Source organism: Nonomuraea sp. H19 (assembly GCF_052068215.1).
In the GTDB taxonomy this organism is placed as follows: domain Bacteria; phylum Actinomycetota; class Actinomycetes; order Streptosporangiales; family Streptosporangiaceae; genus Nonomuraea.
Map to the genome: position 1 here is coordinate 31,777 of NZ_JBQHCV010000011.1, position 19,111 is coordinate 50,887.

At 68.4% G+C, this 19,111-nt stretch carries 19 protein-coding genes; 9 read left to right on the forward strand and 10 right to left on the reverse strand.

Annotated elements, in window-relative coordinates:
* Nucleotides 1-6 precede the first annotated feature (6 nt).
* Nucleotides 7-1,470 (reverse strand): MFS transporter, encoded by a 1,464-nt coding sequence (locus ACTMTI_RS24570; RefSeq protein ID WP_441122850.1) that lies wholly within the window; start codon nucleotides 1,468-1,470, stop codon nucleotides 7-9.
* An 86-nt stretch (nucleotides 1,471-1,556) separates the two neighbouring features.
* Here ACTMTI_RS24570 and ACTMTI_RS24575 point away from each other — a divergent pair, with 86 nt between their 5' ends.
* Nucleotides 1,557-2,126, forward strand: a complete 570-nt coding sequence (locus ACTMTI_RS24575) for a MarR family winged helix-turn-helix transcriptional regulator (protein ID WP_441122851.1) — start codon at nucleotides 1,557-1,559, stop codon at nucleotides 2,124-2,126.
* Between the two features lie 137 nt (nucleotides 2,127-2,263).
* On the opposite strand, the gene ACTMTI_RS24580 is transcribed toward ACTMTI_RS24575, so the two are convergent.
* Complete coding sequence (locus ACTMTI_RS24580) at nucleotides 2,264-2,650, reverse strand: LysR substrate-binding domain-containing protein (RefSeq protein WP_441122852.1); 387 nt, start codon at nucleotides 2,648-2,650, stop codon at nucleotides 2,264-2,266.
* Between the two features lie 223 nt (nucleotides 2,651-2,873).
* Between ACTMTI_RS24580 and ACTMTI_RS24585 the strand changes: the two genes are divergently transcribed.
* The 3 genes from ACTMTI_RS24585 (at nucleotide 2,874) to ACTMTI_RS24595 (ending at nucleotide 6,256) form a co-directional block, all read left to right on the forward strand.
* The gene (locus ACTMTI_RS24585; protein ID WP_441122853.1) at nucleotides 2,874-3,335 is read left to right on the forward strand and encodes a carboxymuconolactone decarboxylase family protein; all 462 of its coding nucleotides are present in this window, start codon (nucleotides 2,874-2,876) and stop codon (nucleotides 3,333-3,335) included.
* Between the two features lie 318 nt (nucleotides 3,336-3,653).
* On the forward strand, nucleotides 3,654-4,802 hold the full coding sequence (locus tag ACTMTI_RS24590) for a serine hydrolase domain-containing protein (protein WP_441122854.1): 1,149 nt from the start codon (nucleotides 3,654-3,656) through the stop codon (nucleotides 4,800-4,802).
* Between the two features lie 32 nt (nucleotides 4,803-4,834).
* A complete protein-coding gene (locus ACTMTI_RS24595; protein WP_441122855.1) occupies nucleotides 4,835-6,256 on the forward strand; it encodes an MFS transporter in 1,422 nt (473 codons plus the stop codon).
* Between the two features lie 895 nt (nucleotides 6,257-7,151).
* Here ACTMTI_RS24595 and ACTMTI_RS24600 read toward each other — a convergent pair.
* The 4 genes from ACTMTI_RS24600 to ACTMTI_RS24615 form a co-directional block, all read right to left on the reverse strand.
* On the reverse strand, nucleotides 7,152-8,516 hold the full coding sequence (locus ACTMTI_RS24600; RefSeq protein WP_441122856.1) for an ankyrin repeat domain-containing protein: 1,365 nt from the start codon (nucleotides 8,514-8,516) through the stop codon (nucleotides 7,152-7,154).
* Between the two features lie 216 nt (nucleotides 8,517-8,732).
* Nucleotides 8,733-9,080 carry a VOC family protein gene (locus ACTMTI_RS24605; protein WP_441122857.1) on the reverse strand — a complete coding sequence of 116 codons (348 nt, stop codon included), beginning with the start codon at nucleotides 9,078-9,080 and terminating at the stop codon, nucleotides 8,733-8,735.
* 366 nt (nucleotides 9,081-9,446) lie between these two features.
* Nucleotides 9,447-10,037 carry a DUF6461 domain-containing protein gene (locus ACTMTI_RS24610; RefSeq protein ID WP_441122858.1) on the reverse strand — a complete coding sequence of 197 codons (591 nt, stop codon included), beginning with the start codon at nucleotides 10,035-10,037 and terminating at the stop codon, nucleotides 9,447-9,449.
* Nucleotides 10,038-10,165: 128 nt separating this feature from the next.
* Complete coding sequence (locus ACTMTI_RS24615; protein ID WP_441122859.1) at nucleotides 10,166-11,053, reverse strand: LysR family transcriptional regulator; 888 nt, start codon at nucleotides 11,051-11,053, stop codon at nucleotides 10,166-10,168.
* Nucleotides 11,054-11,170: 117 nt separating this feature from the next.
* Here ACTMTI_RS24615 and ACTMTI_RS24620 point away from each other — a divergent pair, with 117 nt between their 5' ends.
* On the forward strand, nucleotides 11,171-11,830 hold the full coding sequence (locus ACTMTI_RS24620) for a dihydrofolate reductase family protein (RefSeq protein WP_441122860.1): 660 nt from the start codon (nucleotides 11,171-11,173) through the stop codon (nucleotides 11,828-11,830).
* Between the two features lie 207 nt (nucleotides 11,831-12,037).
* Here the strand turns inward: ACTMTI_RS24620 and ACTMTI_RS24625 are convergent, their stop codons facing one another.
* Together ACTMTI_RS24625 and ACTMTI_RS24630 are read right to left on the reverse strand one after the other, a co-directional pair.
* The gene (locus tag ACTMTI_RS24625) at nucleotides 12,038-12,811 is read right to left on the reverse strand and encodes a MerR family transcriptional regulator (protein ID WP_441122861.1); all 774 of its coding nucleotides are present in this window, start codon (nucleotides 12,809-12,811) and stop codon (nucleotides 12,038-12,040) included.
* Nucleotides 12,808-13,614, reverse strand: a complete 807-nt coding sequence (locus ACTMTI_RS24630; RefSeq protein WP_441122862.1) for an alpha/beta fold hydrolase — start codon at nucleotides 13,612-13,614, stop codon at nucleotides 12,808-12,810. The genes ACTMTI_RS24625 and ACTMTI_RS24630 overlap by 4 nt, the downstream gene beginning before the upstream one ends.
* Before the next feature lie 301 nt (nucleotides 13,615-13,915).
* Here ACTMTI_RS24630 and ACTMTI_RS24635 point away from each other — a divergent pair, with 301 nt between their 5' ends.
* Nucleotides 13,916-14,668, forward strand: a complete 753-nt coding sequence (locus ACTMTI_RS24635) for a hypothetical protein (protein ID WP_441122863.1) — start codon at nucleotides 13,916-13,918, stop codon at nucleotides 14,666-14,668.
* Nucleotides 14,669-14,734: 66 nt separating this feature from the next.
* On the opposite strand, the gene ACTMTI_RS24640 is transcribed toward ACTMTI_RS24635, so the two are convergent.
* Together ACTMTI_RS24640 and ACTMTI_RS24645 are read right to left on the reverse strand one after the other, a co-directional pair.
* Nucleotides 14,735-15,073, reverse strand: a complete 339-nt coding sequence (locus tag ACTMTI_RS24640) for a tyrosine-type recombinase/integrase (protein ID WP_441122864.1) — start codon at nucleotides 15,071-15,073, stop codon at nucleotides 14,735-14,737.
* 411 nt (nucleotides 15,074-15,484) lie between these two features.
* A complete protein-coding gene (locus tag ACTMTI_RS24645; RefSeq protein WP_441122865.1) occupies nucleotides 15,485-16,399 on the reverse strand; it encodes a helix-turn-helix transcriptional regulator in 915 nt (304 codons plus the stop codon).
* Nucleotides 16,400-16,646: 247 nt separating this feature from the next.
* Between ACTMTI_RS24645 and ACTMTI_RS24650 the strand changes: the two genes are divergently transcribed.
* The 3 genes from ACTMTI_RS24650 to ACTMTI_RS24660 all read left to right on the forward strand — a co-directional run bounded on the left by ACTMTI_RS24650 (nucleotide 16,647) and on the right by ACTMTI_RS24660 (nucleotide 19,110).
* Entirely contained in the window at nucleotides 16,647-17,669 is a 1,023-nt protein-coding gene (locus tag ACTMTI_RS24650; RefSeq protein WP_441122866.1) for a zinc-dependent alcohol dehydrogenase family protein, read from the forward strand.
* A gap of 553 nt (nucleotides 17,670-18,222) precedes the next feature.
* Entirely contained in the window at nucleotides 18,223-18,636 is a 414-nt protein-coding gene (locus ACTMTI_RS24655) for a hypothetical protein (protein WP_441122867.1), read from the forward strand.
* A 69-nt stretch (nucleotides 18,637-18,705) separates the two neighbouring features.
* On the forward strand, nucleotides 18,706-19,110 hold the full coding sequence (locus tag ACTMTI_RS24660; protein ID WP_441122868.1) for a hypothetical protein: 405 nt from the start codon (nucleotides 18,706-18,708) through the stop codon (nucleotides 19,108-19,110).
* Nucleotide 19,111: the final 1 nt, after the last annotated feature.

Genomic DNA, 19,111 nt, shown 5'->3' on the forward strand with positions numbered 1-19,111 from the left:
CGGCCGTCACGCGTGAGCGGCGCTAGCGCGCCTGGGCAGCAGGAACATGAGCGCGGCCGCGGCGAGGTAGCAGGCGACCTGCCAGGGCAGGATCGCGGTGAAGGCCTCGCCGTAGGCGACGAGGCCGGTGGCCCCATCGGGGGAGAAGCTTTCCAGCCGGGTGAAGAACACCACCCCGAGTACGGCGACGCCGAGTGCGTTGCCGACTTGGCCGACGGTGGTGAGGACACCGCCGGCGGCACCGGCGTCCTTGGCGGGTACGCCGGCCAGAACGACGTTGATCAGGGACGGGGCGGTGAGCCCAAGCCCCAGGCCGCCCACGAACAGCGGCGCGGCGAGTGCCCAATACGTGGGTTCGGCGCCGTCACGGACGATGAGGAGCAGGACGACCTGGGACGCGGCCAGGACCAGCGCGCCTGATACAAGGAGGGCGCGGTGGGCGAACTGGACACCGATGCCGGAGGTGATGATCGAGCCGATGGCATAGGGCAGGATCACCAGACCGGTTTCCAGCGCGGTGCGTCCGGTGCCCAGTTGGAGGTAGAGCGACAGCAGGAGGAAGAAGGAGCCGAGAGCTCCGAAGAACAGCAGGGAAGCGGACAGGCCGGCGGCGAAGGCTCGGACCCGGAGGAGGGCGGGATCGAGGATCGGCTGCCCGCCGCGTGCGACGAGCTGCCGTTCCCTGATGAGGAACAGGGCCACCGCTGGAACCGAGAGCGCCAGGATGAGGAAGCTCCACCAGGGCCAGCCCCAGTCGCGTCCTTGCATGAGGGGCAGGAGCAGGAGCACCACGGCGGCGGAGGCGAGGACCGCGCCCGGCAGGTCCAGCCGGGCGTTGCCCGGCACGCGGGACTCTGGCATGAAGCGGGCTCCCACGATCAGCCCGATGATCGCGATCGGTACGTTCACCCAGAAGATCGCCCGCCAGCCCAGACCGAACAGGTCGGCTTCGACCAGGACTCCACCGAGCAGCGGTCCGGCCACCGAGGCCACGCCGAGCACGGCACCGTAGGCGCCGAGCGCCTTCGCGCGTGCGCCGGGTTCGAACGAGGCGCGGATGATGCCGAACACCTGCGGGATCATCAGTCCGGCGGCCAGGCCTTGCGCGACTCGCATGCCGATCAGCACACCGGAGCTCGGCGCCAGCCCGCAGCCGGCGGAGGCCAGCATGAACGCGGCCAGCCCGAGGAGGAACACGCGGCGGCGTCCGAACTGGTCACCGATGCGGCCACCGGTGATCAGGCCTGCTCCGGCGGCGAGCGTGTACCCGGCCATCATCCACTGCAGTGAGGACTCGCTGGCGTCCAGGTCCTCGGCGATCGCGGGGGCCGCCACGCTGACGATCGTGGCGTCGAGGAGCTCCATGAAGTCCGCGATGAGGATCACGGCCAGAACGACGAACGCCGTGCGCCCGGACAGGAGGGCGGGAGCCGCCGCGCCACCACTCTGGGGGCGGGTGGATGTGGTCATACTGCGCTGTGCTCCTTGGTCGGAGGGCAATGAGATAATATGACTGCGCCACGCAGTGGCTGCGTCGCGCAGTTAAGTTACCACGATTGCTGCGCGACGCAGCAACATTGGATGGAGCGGATCTCACGATGACGAAGCCGAATTCGGACAGGGAAGCGCTGCTCGCCGAGCTCATCGGCGACGCGGTGCCCGGCTGGGCGATTCTGGTCGTGCAGCTCAACAACGTTGTCGCCAACCGGTTGGGAGTCATCGACACCGATGTGCAGTGTCTGCACGTGCTGGGCCGTCACGGCCCCACGACGCCGGGCGTTCTGGCCAAGCACGTGAATCTCACCACCGGATCGGCCTCACGGATGATCGACCGGCTGGTCGCCGCGGGCTGCGTCCGGCGGGTGGCCGATCCCGACGACCGCAGGCGGGTCCTCATCGAGCCCACTCAAGAGGGCCTCGACCGGGTCTCCGGCGCTTATGCGGGATTGATCGCACGTACCCGAGACGATCTCGCTGCCTTCGACGACGAAGAGCTCAGCGCCGTCCTGCGCTTCCTGGGAACGGCCCAGCGCAGCACCGCTGCCGAAATCAGCCGACTTCGATCCATCCCTGACGACCAGGAAGGCCCTGCGGGAGCTCGCGCGCAGTCCGTAAGCATCGATTGACTGCGCGGTGAAGCCGGCTCAAGGCCCAGGCCACCGCCGAGGAGGCCGGCGGACCTGGTCCGCCATCTCCTCACCGAGCCTTTCGTCGAGGACCAGGCGCAGGTTGCCGTGACTCGACATCGGTCAGGCTGGGGTGCTCATCCGGCTGCGGTGTGGCGATGGGCTTGGGCGGTGCCGGTGGGGGACGTCCAGACCTCAAGCATGGCCAATACGCGGCCAAGCGTGAGATCGGGTTCGCGGACCGGCAGCCAGACCAGCCCTATGTCGACCTCACCCGAACGAAGCAGATCGAGCGGGGCGGTCGGCTGGATCTCCCGGTAACGCATCCGCGCTGCCGGGTGCCGTGTTTGAAACGACTCGATCGTGTCGGAGATCGCCCACGGTTGCGGTCCCAGGGTGCCGAGGGTGAGCGGACCCGAGATTCCGCCTGCGATGGCGGTGGCGTTGTGGATCGCTTCCATGATCTGCCGGTATCCGGCACTCAGTGCATGGCGGAGCTGCTCGCCGAGCGCGGTGAGGCGCACGGCCTTTCGTTCGATAACCGGATGTCATCGGTGCGCCTACGAAGCCTGCGTTGATCCAGACCGCGGTGCGGCTGCAGGGTTGGAGTCATCCCAAGCGGCTGGCTCAGGGCCGAAATCTCAGGGTCCTCCGGTCACCTCTGGCCGCGCTGTTACGTCAGTGCAGTGCCGGACCGCTTCTGTCCGGCCGGAGTCACTCGTGAATCCCAACTGTAGGAGCACCACCATGCAAGCACGCATGACCAACCCCGCCTTCGTCCTCCCCGATGGAATGAAGGGCATCGGCGCCATCTTCAAGGCCATCGGCCAGGGCGGCATCTCCCAGGAACTGCAGGAGATCGCCGCGTTGCGCGTCAGCCAGATCAACGGTTGTTCGGCGTGCGTGCACGCCCATACCCAGGCGCTGGTCAAAGCGGGGGAGAGCATCGAGCGGATCGCGGCCGTGGCCGCCTGGCGGGAGGCGCCGTTCTTCACCGACGCCGAGCGCGCCGCGCTGGAGATGGCCGAGGAGGTCACCCGGCTGGCCGACCGCTCGGGGGAGGCGGTGAGCGACGAGCTGTGGGACCGGGTCGCCGATCACTACGACGAGAAGCAGATCGCCGCGCTGCTCCTGCTGATCAGCATCACCAACCTGTTCAACCGGCTGAATGCCGCCATCAAGGAGCCCGCGGGCGCCTCATGGAACTGAGCACCACGATGCACGATGCCCTTCCCCGGCACGCGACCGCTCCGCGGCTACGTCGTCGCTCGCCGGATCGCGTTCGGGCTGCAGGCACGTGACCGGCACGCCCTGGCCCGCAGAGTCGAGACCGGGATCATCCAACGCTTCGCCGACGGGACTATCGGGAGATCGAGCAGCCGGTGGGTGAGGACCTGCGAGCCGTGTTGACCCCGCCGGAGCCACCCGTCCGACCATCGCCCCTGCGACGCGCTATCACGCACCGCTGACTTATCTCGCGGTACGGCGACCGTACCGCTCACTGCCAACCCACTGAAGGAGAAATCCATGAGTCACTTTGACGTGCACGGAAACGTTGCCGAGGGGTTCGAGGAGGTACGCGAGGAGTTCGCCGCCTTCGTCGCGGAGGACAGTGGCGCGGCGGGCCCACAGCTGGCCGCGTACGTGCACGGGCGTCAGGTCGTGGACCTGTGGGCCGGCGACGGCGTGACAGGCGAGACGCTGACCGGAGTGTTCTCCTCGACCAAGGGCGCGGCGAGCCTGGTCGTGGCCTTGCTGGTGCAGGAGGGGTCTGTTGACCTGGACCAGCCGGTCGCCGCCGCCTGGCCGGAGTTCGCCGTCGGCGGCAAAGCCGGGATCACGCTCCGCGACGTGCTCACGCACCGCAGCGGGCTGGTCGGCGCGGAGGACGGGATGAGCGTCGCCGAACTCGCCGACGACCGCCTGGTGGCCAAGCGGATGGCCGAGCAGCGGCCCTTGTGGAAGCCCGGCTCGGCCTACGGCTACGCGTCGTTCGTGCCCTTCGCCATCGTGGGAGAGGTGGTGCGCCGCGTCACCGGCCGGTCCCTCCAGGAACTGTACGAGGAACGCATCCGCGCACCGTACGGCCTGGACCTGTACCTCGGCCTGCCCGAAGCGCTCGAACCGCGCTTTCTATCCATCCTGCCCTGGCAGGCCACGCCGGAGCAGCAGGCCGCCTTCGACGCCTACGCGCCCACCCCGCACAGCGTCGCCGGGATCAGCTACAACCTGCCCGTCTTCACTGTCCCCGACATACTGGACCTCCCCAACCACCGCCAGGTGCGCGCGCTCGGTCAGGCGTCGGCGGGCGGAGTGGGCAGCGCTCGCGGGCTCGCGTCCCTGTACGCGGCCGCCGTCTCCGGGCTGGATGACCGCCCGCCGCTGCTGGAGCCGCAGACCCTCGCCGAGTTCTCCATGCTTCACTCCACGGGCAAGGACCTGGTCGGCGGCGAGCGGTATCACTACGCCCTGGGCTTCCAGGCCAAGGGGCAGACCTACCCGTTCCTGAGCGCTCGCGCCTTCGGCCACACCGGCTCGGCCGGATCAGAATCCTTCGCCGACCCGCACACCGGCGTGGCCTACGGCTACACCCGCCGCCGGGCCGCCTTCGGCTTCGACGCACCGGAGAACACCCGGCTGGCCGCGGCGGTCGTCCGGGCCGCCGCCCGCAGCTGAGACCCCTTTTCCTGTTCAAAGGAAGTACCGCCATGTCTGTCGACGTCCCCGCATCGGCCCGGCCTGCTGCAGCAGGCCGCAAGCCGGGCCTTGCACTGGGCGTGATCGCGGCCGCCCAGCTCCTGCTCGTGATGGACGGCACCATCGTCACCGTCGCGCTGCCGATCATCCGGGACGCGCTGCGGCTGCCCGACTCGGAGCTGAACTGGGTGCTGACCGCCTACGCCGTGGCCTTCGGCGGCCTGCTGCTGGCCGGCGGGCGTGCCGGTGACCTGTTCGGTCATCGGCGGGCGTTCCGCGCCGGGCTGCTGGTCGTCATCGCGGCCTCGCTGCTGGGCGGCCTCGCCGCCACCGGCCCGGTGCTGGTCGCCGCACGCGCCCTCCTCGGTCTCGGCGCCGCACTGGCCGCGCCCGCCGCGCTGTCCCTGCTTGCCACCACCTTCCCCGCCGGATCGGAACGCAACAAGGCGCTGGGTGTGTACGGGGCGATGGGTGGTCTGGGCTCCGTCGTGGGCCTGCTGCTCGGCGGGGCGCTCACCGAATACCTCTCCTGGCGCTGGATCCTCTTCGTGAACATCCCGGTCGCCCTCGCCATCCTGACCGGCACGCGGTTGCTCAACGAGGGGGAACGGGAGCGCGGCGGCGTCGACGTGCCCGGGGCGATCAGCGTCACGCTAGGCCTCGGCTGCCTGGTCTATGCCATCAACCGGGCCGGCGAGCACGGGATCGGCGACGCGCCTGCCCTGGCCGCGGGTGGACTGGCCGCCGCGCTGCTGGTCGCCTTCGTCGTCATCCAACGACGCACCACCGCCCCGATGCTGCCGCCTGCCGTCCTCGCCGACCGGGGCAGGCTGGGCGCCAATCTCATCATGTTCCTGGTCGGCGCCGGCATGCTGGCCACCTTCTATTTCCTCACCCTCTACATGCAGGTCGTCAAGGGATACGCGCCCATGCTCACCGGCATCGCCTACCTGCCCTTCGCGATCGGCATCGGAGTCGGCGCGGGCGCCCTAGGCCCTCAACTGTTGCGCCGCTCCTCCCACCGGACCGTGATCGTGACCGGAACGCTGGTCGCCGCGCTCGGCATGGCCTGGTTCGGGCTGCTCCGCCCTGACCAGAGCGCCCTGGCCGTCCTGCTGCCCGCGCAGCTGGTGGCGGGGGTAGGGCTGGGGCTCGTCACGGTCGCGGTGACCGTCGTCGGCGTGCGCGGCGTGGCTGTGCGGGACTCCGGCATCGCCTCCGGCCTCATCAACACCAGCCAGCAGATCGGCGGCGCAGTCGGCCTCGCCGTGCTGGCCGCCCTCGCCACCGCCGTCACCGCGGCGCAACCCGCCGGCGGCGCCCAACTGGATGTGCTCACCCGCGGCTACACCACCGGCATCCTCGCCGGCGGCGGCCTGTACGTGATCGCCCTCCTCGTCGCCGTCATCACGCTTCGGCCCACCAAAGATTGAAGCGGCCGGTCACCCCGTTCGCGACCGGGAACAGCCTGGCGCATCGGCGCGAGACCTGTGTCTTGAGGAAAAGCGCAGGTCAGGGGCTTATTGCGACGGGACTGTAAAACCGTCGGCTCAGCCTGCGCACGTTCTAACCTTGCGCCTGCCGCCAGCAGTAAGTGCAGCTCCGAGGCCCTACGGGGCCTCTTCTGCATTTCAGGGGTGTGCAGCCGTATGCAGCCCTGAGCGGCCGTTTGTCGGTGGTCACGGGATATACGCGGGATGGGTCATGTTCCGTTTCCCCAGGTAGACCCCGTGATTCGGAGCATGTACGGGATGATCTGGCTGGGCCGATAGCCACTGGATTCAGCGTCGAGACCGGTCCCTGATCGCGGCCTCGATGCGAAGGCCGACGCCCACCAGGGCGATTCCGATGAAGATGGTCACCCATAAGGGCGAACTACTCGAAACCGTGGAGAGTCGGTTATGTGGCGATGAGCTCCTGAAGTCTGCTCCTGGCCGCTGTTCGAGCGGTCATGACCTGCTGCTCGTAGACGATCGGCGGTAGCGCGTCAGCGGCGCTATGTCGGCGGCGGGTGTTGGAGAAGTCGGCGATCTTCAGACGGGCTTCGGCCCGGGTGCCGAACCGATGCCGGAGGACGTATTCGACCTTGAGGGTGGACCCGTGTAGCGAGTCGCCGGAGTTGCTCTTCGTGGTGACGGACGCGAGCGGCGACGGCTTCCGGCGCGGTCTGGAGGATGCGGATCTCGTCCAGGAGGCCGGTGAGGGTGCCGTTGGTGGCGGCGCGATGACGGTTCTCCTCGATGACGGCGCGGAGGCTGGGATTGCGGTAGAGGGTGCTGCGACCCAGTCCAGTGAGGTCGGTGGGCAGCCCGGACCCGCAGCAGTAACTCACCGCGATCGAGACTCGATCAGATCGTGGAGCTGCTGAGTCACGGGATCGTGCGGGCGAGCGGCGAAGGCTATGCGCAGCCAGCCGTCGGCGTCGACCTGGAGGAGATCGTCGCGGATGGACGGGTCGGCACCGCGCTCCAGGAGCAGGCGGATCACTTGGAGACGACCGCCCGGGATAGCCCAGTGCAGGCCGGTCCGCCCGAGGTAGGGCGCGACGTCGGGATGGACGCCGCGGTCGAGGAACCAGCGCACGACCTCGATCCGGCCGTGCTGGCAGGCATGGACGAACGCCTCTCCCACGATCTCCTCCGGATCACCGGTCGCCGGCAGCCGAGACGGAAAGCCTGCGCCGGTGTCGGCGAGGTCGGGGCGCGCCGACGCGGCGTCCGGCCGGAGCCTGCCGTCCGCGTCGAAACAGGCCCGCACCAGATCCAGCCGGCCGCAGGCGGCATACGTCCAGAGCGCCTGCGGGACGATTCCGTGCCCGGCGAGCAGGTCGACGACCTCCGTGTTGTCGTGGTAGATGGCGTTCTCCAGCGGGGTGATGCCCCATTTCCGGATGCCAGGGTCGGCTCCGGCGTCGAGCAGCAGGCGCACGTATTCGACCCGGTTGAAGCGGGCAGCCCGGGTGAGCGGGAGATCCAGGTTGGTGGCCTTGCCGAGCAGGACATCGACTGCGGCGCGCGGCACGCCGAGCTCCTTCTCGAGCCGGACACCGGGGATCGTCTCGGGGCCCGCGAGCATGTGCAGCAGAGTGTCGGCCTGCTCGGCGGTCAGACCGGCCAGCCGATCGGTATCGCCGGCCAGCAGGGCTTCGGCCTCGCGGTGCAGCTGCCGCCGCTTCTCCCGACGTTCGTCGAGATCGCGCCGGGATTTCTCGGTGAACGACACGAGCTCCTGCCAGGTCGGGAAGCCGAGTTCCCGCGCGATGATCAGCCGCGCGTCGCGAAGCTCGGAGGTCGCGGCGGAGGTCGCGGTGGCGTGCCGGGGCACGTAGGCCCGCAACCGTTGCAGCGCGCCGGGATCGTCGCGGCGCAACTCGACGAGGAGGGCGTCGGCCATCGAGGCGTAGATGCCCGGCCTGACCCCCATGAGGCGGGAGACCGGCCGTTCTTCGGTGGTGCTGCGGCTTTCGACGTGGGCGCGAAACTCGGTCCAGGTCCGGAATCCGTGTTCCTGAGCGAGCACGAACAGGGCGTCGCTGCGCAGGAAGCGCTCGGCGGCTCGATCGCCCAGCACGTCGGCAACCCGGGCTTCGGCTGCCGCATCGCCCGCCGCGTACGCGTGATGCAGGTGCTTGGCCTGCTTGCGGTAGTACTCCAGGTTCGGATGGGCCGGCAGCTCGAAATGGCGATCGGACATCGCAACCTCCTTCGTCGCCGAGGTCCGCTTGCCCGGCCGGAAAGAGGTTGGTCTTGTCCAGTGCGTTGACGTGCTGCTCGAGGTGGGAAAATCCCTGCCCGCGGACTGGCAGCGCCCTCGCACGCTCCTTTCAGAATAGAGATCGGCTCTGCGTGGAGGCAACCGTTAGGAAGCATTGAGCGCCTGCGATCAAAGCCTGAGTGGCTGATCTCCGATTCAGGGCGCAGGCGCAGTCTCGCCCCCTATGCCCGTCTCGTTGCCGTCGGCGTCACGAAAGACCCACTTGCAGACGTTGCCGTGCTGCTCCATATCCACCGGCCGCAGCCCGCGCCCTGCGATCCGGTCCACCTCGGACACCGGATCGTCCACCCAGATCATGCTCACACCGCCTCCGGCGCGAGCGGCGTCCTCGATGACGTACACGTACCGGTCCTCGGCCAGCTGCCACACCGCTTCGACGTCGTTGGGCCAGAACGCCGGATCCTTGCCGAGGAGCCTGGTGTACCACTCCACGGCGCTCTTGCAGTCGCGGACAGGGATGCCCGCGAAGATCCCCACTGTCACTGTCGGATCTCCTCTCTGTTGGGGCCGGGAAGGTCCAGCTCACCGAAGGAATAGACTGCGCGCGTCTGCGGAAATCATCGCGGCTCCTCGCGGCCCTGAACACCGACCCAGACCTCACACAGCACAGGGAAATTGGCGAGCCGTCTACGTCGTCATGAAGACGGTCACCTACCCCCGGGGCGAGACCGAGACCAGCGGCGCCGGAGTCTTCCTCTCCCGACCTGATGCCGAAGACTGGGGCCGGGGCGTGATAGGCCTTGAACCGAAGATCGCCCCCCGACGCCGACAGCGCCACTGCGAGTGCAAAGCCGGACGAGCCCTGGATGGCAAAAGCACAAGAGACCGTACAGTCCCCATGGGAAAGGCTTACGTGGTGGTCGACGGCTTGGAGATGACTCCGGATAGATAGGCGGACTCCTCCAGGATCTGGGGAGTGAGCTTGATTCCGGTGAGGCGCTCGATCAGGACAAGCCCTGGCCCCCGGTAGAGATCCCATTTGTGCTCCCCGCAGTCGCGATCGAGCTGCTCCATGGTCTCCACGAGTTCGTCGGGAACCTCGGAGAAGCCGTCCTGGGCCCAGAAAGCGAACCGGATCTCCCCGTCCTCCACCCAGCGGAACTCCTCCAAGCCCTTGATGTCGAGGCGGTAGAGGGAGACCAGACGGGTGTCCTCCGACAGCGGCACGAGGAACTCGTCGTCGGCGCCGAGCCAACTGTTGTACTGCGCGACGAACGCCCAGTCACCGACGGTGGTGACCGCGACGAACTCGGTCTTGTAGTCGTAGCGGGCGCCGGCATCGATCGACTCATCGAGCGCCATCCAGGAGAAGTCTTTTGCCCGGCCGCCCATCCGGGCTACGAGCTGCTCGGGTGTGAGCCCGCGAACGAAGATGAAGCTGTAAGCCTCCGCGAGGCCGGAGTTGGTGAACCAGGCGTAGTCGCCGGGGGGCGTGATCATGCGGCGATCATGGCAGAGCCCACTGACACAACCTGCCGAGGAATTGCTGGTCCCAACCTCAGCGACCAAGCCCCGTTGTCTTCAGGCTCCAAGTGATTTTGGGATGTGGTCCAGGAGGCTCGCCGGCCTTACCGCTCGCCGGACTGACTTCCTGCCGGGGCGGAGTCTTGGATGGCTTGGATCAGCGCGATGGTGGCCGGCGGGTCGGGTGGATCGCCGTAGGTGACGACGTAGAGCCGGCGGGTGAAGCCGGTGAGTTCGGTGGTGTGGATGTCGGGTCGGCGGTGGGCTTGTAGCGCGAGTCCGGGCAGGGTGGTGACGCCTTTGCCGGCGGCGACGAGGGCTTGCACGACGACCATGTCGTCGCTGAGTGATGCGATGCGTGGAGTGAAGCCTTCTTGCCGGCACACCGTGATCAGCTCATTCTGGCACCGTTCGCAGCCGCCGATCCATGCGGAGTGGCGATGGTTCGCGATGCTGTCGTCGGGTCGCTGACTTACGAGGTAGATCGGGTCGTCGCCGATGTGGAGGAGGCGAAATCCCTCTTCCTCGACCGGGGCGTCGGCGTACCGGAAGATGAGTGCGACGTCGATCTCGCCCTGTCGCAGCATCTGTAGCGCTTCGACCGGGTGACGTTCGATCAGGATCAGCTCGAGTCCCGGGTGCGCCTGGTCCATGGCGGCGGCTGCCTTCGGCACGATCGTGCTCAGTACGGACGCGTTGGCGGCCAGGCGAACCCGCCCCGTCCGCAGACCGACCTGCGCGGCCAGCTCGTTGGTTGCCGCGTCGACCCGTCCCACGATCTCGGTGGCCCGGTTGGCCAGCAGTTGCCCTTCCGGGGTCAATCGGATCCCACGACCCACTCGCTGGACGAGCTTGGCGCCGGTGGCCGCTTCCAAGCGAGACAGGTGATGACTCACCGACGGCTGCGTGTAGTGGAGCTCCCTCGCTGCTTCGGTCACGGACCCATGTCGCGCCACCGCGGCCAGGACCCTGAGATGGACCAGGCTCAGCATAGATAGAAGATATCAATGTGAATGTCGAAGGATTGGCATTAGACGTCATCTATATACCCGGCCATGCTCTCTGGTGAGGGCGCCGGACAGCGGCGCCGAGCCGACTGAGGAGGCACGATGAGCAAGCTCAGGTGTCACATCTCGATCTCGCTGGACGGTTTCGTCGCCGGCCCGAACCAGAGCGAGGAGAACCCTCTCGGCGAGGGTGGCGATCGGCTCCACGACTGGGTGGTTCCGCTGGCCGCCTTTCGCCGAGCCCACGGCGAGCAGGGCGGCGAGGTGAACGCGAGCACACCGGTATTCGAGGAGTCGATCGCCAACATCGGCGCCGGGGTGATGGGCAGGAACATGTTCGGCCCCATCGGCGGTGGTGCCTGGGGCGACGAGCAGTGGACGGGCTGGTGGGGTGACAACCCGGCCTTCCACTACCCCGTGTTCGTCCTCACCCATCACTCGCGTGATCCGGTGGAGATGGAGGGAGGGACCACGTACCACTTCGTCACCGACGGAATCGAGTCCGCGCTCGAGCAGGCGAAGAAGGCCGCCGGCGGCAAGGACGTCATGCTGTGGGGCGGCGGCCACGTCGCTCAGCAGTACCTGGCAGCGGGACTGCTGGACGAGCTCGAGCTGCACGTCGTTCCGGTGTTGCTCGGTGGTGGTTCTCGCCTCCTGGACAATCTCGGGGACGCGGATGTGCGACTCGAGCAGGTCCGGGCCGTCGAGGCGCCCGGCGTCACCCACCTCAAGTACCGGATCTTGCCGGGTGCTCCATCATGATCATCGACAGCAGCCGACCCGGACGCAAGGGTGAGGCGGTCGTTAGCTGGGTCCATGACCTTGCGGTCAAGCGCGGCGACGCCAGGTTCGAGGTGGTGGACCTGACCGACTTCGCGCTTCCACCCCTGGACGAGCCGAAGCCGGCGATCACGGGCCCGTACACCCGGCCGCACACCCACACGTGGGCGCTCAATCAGTTGGAGCCTGCTATGGGAGGTCGATGCCGGCCGAGCGCATTCTTGCCTCGAACAATTCATTCAGCCGAGCCCAGGCCGGCTTCTGCTCTTGTCCGTGGTGGGCGAGCAGGCTGTACCGGATCGCGCCGTCGGTGCGGGCCTGGAGTCCGGCCGGGATGGGCAGCAGTGAGGGATGGGCGAGATAGTGGTCGGCCAGGGCTGTGGCGAGTTCGTCGACCCGGGGGTCGTCCGGCTCCCACTCGGCGGCACACCACATGCGTTTGATCAAGGAGACGTACCGAGGATCGTCGAGGGCGCGCTCGACCCGGGAGATATAGTCGTCGAAGCCCTCCGGCACCAGGGCCCTGATCAGCACCAGGCCCTCCCGGGCCATCGTCACGTCGTCCGGGGTGAAGCCGAAATCGGCGGCCGCCCTGTCCAGCTTCGCGAGAACGCGGTCGGGCAGCAGGGCCCGGTCGCCGGTGGCGAGCCGGCGCAGTGTGTCACGCCGCGCGATCAGTTCGTCGATCCGCTCATTGAGGCGCCGTTCCACGTCGACGAGTGCGGCGGCGAACCGGTCAGGATCGGCGTCGAGTATCGCCCCGATCTCGGCCAGCGGTACGCCGGCGGCGGCCAGCGTCCGGATTTGGATCAGCCGCAGCAGGTCAGCCGATCCGTAGCGCCGGTAGCCGGAGCTGTCGCGGCGGGGTTCGTCGATCAGGCCGTGCTTGTGGTAATGCCGTATGGTTTTCACCGTCACGCCAGCGAATTCAGCCGCCTGGCCGATCGTGACGCCGCCCGTCATCTGCTCAGCCGACCTCGTGATCGCGGGGTGCCGGCGAGCTCGCGAACCGCGTCCGCGACGGCACGGAAATCCTTGCGCAGCATGTTGCCGTGGTTGCCGGCGACCTTCACGCTCATCTTGATGTTCGGGTTGCGGGCGAGCACCGGGGCGAGGGTGGCGCGCATCTCTTCCATCTCCTCTCGGCTGCCTCCGAGGTTGGCACCCGTGGCGACCACGTACCGGACCGGGAAGGTCACACTGTCCAGGACCGGGCCGAGGGCGGCGCAGATCTCGACGAGTTCGATGTTGCTCTGGGCATGCTCCTCGACGGACATCTTCGCGCACAAGTGCAGTGGACGCAGCACCGGAAACAGCCAGCCCCACCGGCGGAACAGCCGCCGGATCCGTTCCGGGGTGACGGTGTCGGTCCAGCCGTGCGGGTACGCGCCGTCCACGGACACCACTCCCAGGACGCGGTCCGGCTTCCGGCTGGCCCAGTGCAGCGCGACCGGCGCGCCGTAGGACCAGCCGACCAGAAGCGGCCGGTCCACGCCCCTCGCCGCAAGGACGGCGTCGACGTCACGGACGTTCACCTCGAACGAATAGTCCGCCGAACGCCTCGATCGGCCGCGGGCCCGCATGTCGTAGGTGATGTGGCGGTAGTCGCTGCCGAGTTCGGCGATGACGCGCCGCCAGTACGACTGAGTGGCGAACTGACCATTGAGGTAGACCACGGGACGACCGGGCCCACCGGTGTCGGTCACGGCCAGCGCGGTGTCGTCGACCGGCACCATGCCGGTCCAGGTGGAGTTCAAGTTGGTCACCCGTTCAGCGTGCGGCCTGACCTAAGGTCAAGGTCAACCCCCAGGGGGAACACCTACGTTCAGCAGCGAAGTTCGCTCAGCCGGGCCGCCCGAGGCATCGCAGCCTCGGGCTCTACAGAATCGCCTGCGCCATGTCGCGCGGACAATCTGCGGCACCCCGACCAGGCCCGGGGGAACACTGGATGCCGCATCGTGTAGCCGCCCAGCGCGGCGGCGAAGGCGAGGCAGCCGATGGCGAACAGCGGCTTGTTCTCCTGCCACGAAGCCCGGCCCCTTGCACGGGTACGCCGTCAAAGAGGCGATGCGCGAGGCCACCGAGGGCCGCATCGACCTGCCCACGGGCACCCTTTATCTCGCCTGGACCCGTTTCTGGAGCGGGTGGATCACCGTACCGGCGGACCCGCGCTCACCCTGCAGGCGGACGACGGGCGCCATCGTGGCGGCGACCATGAATTCCGCTCACTGCAGGCCCTCGTCGAAGGACACGGACATGCTCAAGAAGTCTCTGCCGGCCGCGCTGGCGGCGACGGCCGTCGCCGCCCTCACCTTGGTCCCCGCCGGCCCCGCCGCGGCCGCCACGATCGAGATCCGTCCCGGGCAGGTCTCGACCCTGAAACAGTCGAACAGCAAGTTCAACTGCCCGACTAACGAAGTGCTGATCGGCCGCGGGCACCGCGGCGACGAGAACGGCGACACCACGTTCCACTGCGGCCGCATCTACATCGACAACGTCCAGGTCACGGTGCTCAGGTTGGACATCTGGGGCACCAAGACGGATGAGAACAACCACGATTACCACACTCCGGCGAACCAGGCCATCACCGGGATTCGGCACGACGGGGACGAGAACGGCGACACCATCTACTACAGCGGCGCGCTGTTCTGGCAGGGCAAGGCGGTGCAGATCACCCCCAGGCAACTGGAAGGCTGGGTCAGGGAGAACAACCACGCCTCGATGGGCGGCACCAACCAGGTGATGACCGGCCGCAGGCACACCGGGGACGAGAACGGCTGGACTCAGTACGAGTACGGCTGGATCTCGTACAGCGGCTGATCGCGGGAGCCGGGTGGCGATCCGTCCCACGGGGACGCCGCCGCCCAGCACCTCCACGCATGGGGTCTACTGATCGGTGGGGAGCTTGGCGACCGCGGCCTCCAGGTCGCCGTGGGTGGGCAGGATGTACCGGCGGGTGGTGTCCAGGCGGGCGTGACCCATCAGCTCGGCGACCACGACGATGTCGACGCCCTGGCGCAGCAGGTGGGTGGCGAAGGTGTGCGCAGAGGCTGCGGGTGCACCGTTCTCGTCGACCAGGTCCGCCTCGAGGGCGAGCGCGTCGGGCAGTTGGTCGACCGCGCGGGCCGACAGGCGGCCGCCGCGGTAGCGGTTGAGTTCCCCTACCAGTTGGCTGACTCCCGAGAAGGTCCAGCGAATGGAGCCCGCGCCTGCGGGTTGATTCACTTGGGGTCATCCAGCAGGTGGCGCCGCTGCGGTGCGCCTTCGTCACGTATTGCGGGCCACCAGGAGGAGCGCCCTACGTGATCCTGCGGGCGAAGTCGGGGGCGTGTTCCGGGCGGGGGCCGAAGCCCACGAACCGGGCGGGAATCATCCGGAGTTCACGGACGTTCGCCGAAGCATTCCTCCGCGCCGCCGCTCTGTGATCCGGTCTACATGACCAGCGGGAACCGCGTTCCAGTACCTCGTGCAGGCGCAGGCCGGTGCCGACCAGCAGGAGGCACACGCCGGGGCCGGCGGCTGGTTTGGAAAGTGAGTTCGGAGGCCGGTTTCAAGTACCACTGTGCGGCTTGGCAGCGCGGGGTTTCGTCCACGTTGTCGCATTTCGCTGAAGCCTGTGCGGCACAAGTTGGTGTGTCAGCCGCGCCGGGTGTGCGGGGATTGTTCCTGCTGAGGCTGCCCGGTCCGGCCGGGCGTGTCATCGGTGTGGTCGAGGGTGGCGGCCCAGCTGGCCAGGAGTCGGAGTTTGTCTTCGGAGTCGCTTGCGGGCTCGGCTCCGTAAGCCACGAGGGTGAGGCCGTCGGCGGGCAGGTCCATGGATTCGTAGGTGAGGTGGAGGTCGCCGACGACGGGGTGGCGGAAGGGCTTGGCCCCGAGATGGTGTTGGCGGACGTCGTGGCGGGCCCAGCGGGTACGGAAGTCCTCGCTGCGGGTGGACAGCTCGCCGACCAGGTCGGTGAGGTCCTTGTCGTACGGGGCGCGGCCGGCCTCGGTGTGCAGAAGGGCGACGGTGTCGTCGGCGGCGCGTTCCCAGTCGCCCCAGAACAGGTGGGAGCGGGCGTCAAGGAAGATGAAGCGGGCGTGATTGGGCGTGGCGCCGCGGGCGGCGTCGAACATGGGCGCGTACAGGGCGCGGCCGAGGGTGTTGGTGGCCAGGACGTCGCCGCGGCCGTTCATGACGAAGGCCGGCGCGTCGGTCATGGAGTCCAGCAGCCGCTGCACCGAGGGCCGGACCTGGTTGGAGGTGGAGCGGCGCCGGCGGCGCGGGCCGGGAACGGCAGTGCGGGCCAGATCCTCCAGGTGGGTGCGTTCGGCGTCATTCAGCCGCAGTGCGCGGGCCAAGGCGTCCAGGACCTGGTCGGAGACTCCCGCCAGGTCGCCGCGTTCCATGCGGGAGTAGTACTCCACGCTCACTCCGGCCAGCTGGGCGACCTCGGCGCGGCGCAGTCCGGGAACCCGGCGAGTTCCATAGGAGGGCAGCCCGGCCTCCTGCGGGCTGATCTTGGCCCGGCGGGAGGTCAGGAACTCACGGATCTCGCGGCGGTTGTCCACTCTCCTCAGGTTAGGCGGCCTTCCACCTCGCAGGGGTGCCCTCTCAGTACACCTTTCACCAATGCCTTCCTCGCCGTATGACCAGCGGTTTCCATGGGTAGTGGCCAGCATGCCCGGCCCTGCCGGGCACCCCAGGGGCGCCGTCGGGACGGCCGCGTAGGGGACTCTCCGATCCGTGGCCCCGCCGAGTGGGCGTGGGCTGGCCAGAACAACAGACTCTGGACAACAGGCTCAAGGAGTGAAAGACATGCGTGGTGTAGTGCTGCACGCCCCCGGCGATGTCCGGGTGGAGGAGATCGACGACCCGAAGATCACCGCCCCGACGGATGCGATCATCCGGCTGTCGGCGGCCTGTGTCTGCGGCTCGGACCTGTGGCCCTACCGCGGTGTGGACTCCGTTGATCAGCCCATGCCGATGGGACACGAATACGTCGGGATCGTCGAGGAGGTCGGCAGCGAGGTCAAGAACGTCAAGCCCGGCCAGTTCGTGGTCGGCTCGTTCGTCGCCTCTGACGGCACCTGCGAGATCTGCCGCTCGGGCTACCCCTCCTCCTGCGTCCACCGCGTGTTCATGTCCGAGGTCGGCACCCAGTCCGAACGAGCCCTGATCCCGAACGCCGACGGCACACTCGTGGCCACCCCCGGGATGCCCGACGCGGAGCTGATCCCCAGCTTCCTGGCCGCCTCCGACGTGCTGGGCACCGGCTGGTTCGGCGCGGTGGCCGCCGAGACCGGCCCCGGCAAGACGGTCGCGGTCGTCGGCGACGGCGCGGTCGGCCTGATGGCGGTGCTGGCCGCCAAGCAGCTCGGGGCCGAGCGGATCATCGCCATGAGCCGCCACGAGAGGCGCCAGAAGCTGGCCCGGGAGTTCGGCGCCACCGACATCGTCACCGAGCGAGGCGACAACGGCGTGGCCAAGGTCAAGGAACTGACCGGAGGCATGGGCGCCCACTCAGTCGTCGAAGCGGTCGGCACCCAGGAATCGATGCAGCAGGCCATCCGCTCCACCCGTCCCGGTGGCCACGTCGGCTTCGTGGGCGTCAACCACGACGTCGCTCTCAGCGGGGAGGAACTCTTCTTCGCCCAGGTCAGTCTGCTCGGCGGCCCGGCCCCGGTGCGCCGGTTCCTGCCCGAGCTGATCGACCTGATCTGGGACCGGAAGATCGACCCCGGCAAGGTCTTCGACCTCACCCTGCCGTTGGAGCGGGCCGCCGAGGGATACCGGGCCATGGACGAACGCCGGGCCATCAAGGCCCTCCTCCAGCCCTGACCCGGCAACGCTGCCACGCAGACTCCCGGCCACGCCCTTCCCCCCACGCCCGGGACTCAGCCCGGCCGACGTGTGCGGCGGTGAGGTGGAGACGGGACGCCGTACGTCCGATGTGCATGGCAGGCGGACGATGCCGGGATGGCTGAAGTAGCGGGCGCTGGCGACGCTGAGTGAGCCGATGACTTGGCCGGTGGCGATCAGGTGCTGCAGCTCGTTGATGGTACGGGCGACCGGACCCAGGGAACGCGGCGCCCGATCCCCGACCTGCGGCAGCAGTTCAACGCCGCGATGTGAAGGGCCGCGTTCAGGAGCGGGATGAGGAACTAGTCTTCCTGTCCCTTCCGGGGACGCCACGCGGGCGTGAAAATGGGGTCGGGTTGCCCGCCGACGCCGGTGCTTCGCTTGGGACTTGAGCCCGTGAACTAGTCTGGCGCCGGGGCCCGCCCCTTGAAGGGTCACGCACTGTTGCTTCGAGCACGCCGGTCAGAATTTCGGTTCCCGACCGAGGCCCCCGGGCAGCCCGTACTACCCCCTCGAGTAGTGACGGAGGACGGTGTCGGGCGAGGCGCCTGAGGAGATCGCGGATGTGGAGCATGAGCAGATGTTCCAGCGGGTGTGCGCGGTCGATGTGGCCAAGGACGCGGGCAAGGTGTGCGTCCGGTTACCGGCCTCCACGGCGTCGGGGCGGCGGGTCAGCAAGGTGTGGGAGGTCAGGGCGACCTTCAACGCGGTCACCGAGCTGGCCGCTCAGCTGGTCGATGCCGAGATCGAGAAGGTGACGATCGAATCGACGTCGGACTACTGGCGGATCTGGTTCTACATCCTGGAATCGCACGGCCTGGATGTGCAGCTGGTCAACGCGCGGGAGGCCAAGCACGGGTGTCCTGGGCCAAACTGTCGCCACGGACCATCCAGTCGGGCGCCAAGAACGGCGCGGGCAAGGCCGGCAAGGGCAACCCGCACCTGAAAGGGGTCCTCGGCCCGGCCGCCGCGGTCGCCGCCGGCACGCCCGCGCCCGGCACGCCCGCGCCCGGTGATGTCCATCACCCTTACCGACCAGAACAAGCTCACCCTGCGCACCGCCGCGTACGGCGCCGTCTCGCTGCTGGCCGCCGCTGGTGCCGCCGGCTCGGCCCACAAGGTCGCCACCCACGGCTCCATCGCCCTGACCTCCGCGACCGGCCCGGTCGGGCACGTGCTCACCAAGGCGCCCAAGGGCGTGAAGTACGGCAAGTCCGTGGCCGAACTCGCCGACCAGGTGCTGCCTGCCCTGACCGCAGCCATGAGCCTGCTCAAGCAGCAGGCTCCGGCAGAGGCCGACAACTTCCGCAACACCGTCATCGTCGCCATCGAAGCCGCCGCCCAGACCCAGAAGGGCGAGCCCAGCCCCACCATGACCGAGATGGCCCGCAAGATCACCGAAGCCCTCGACGCCGCTTGAC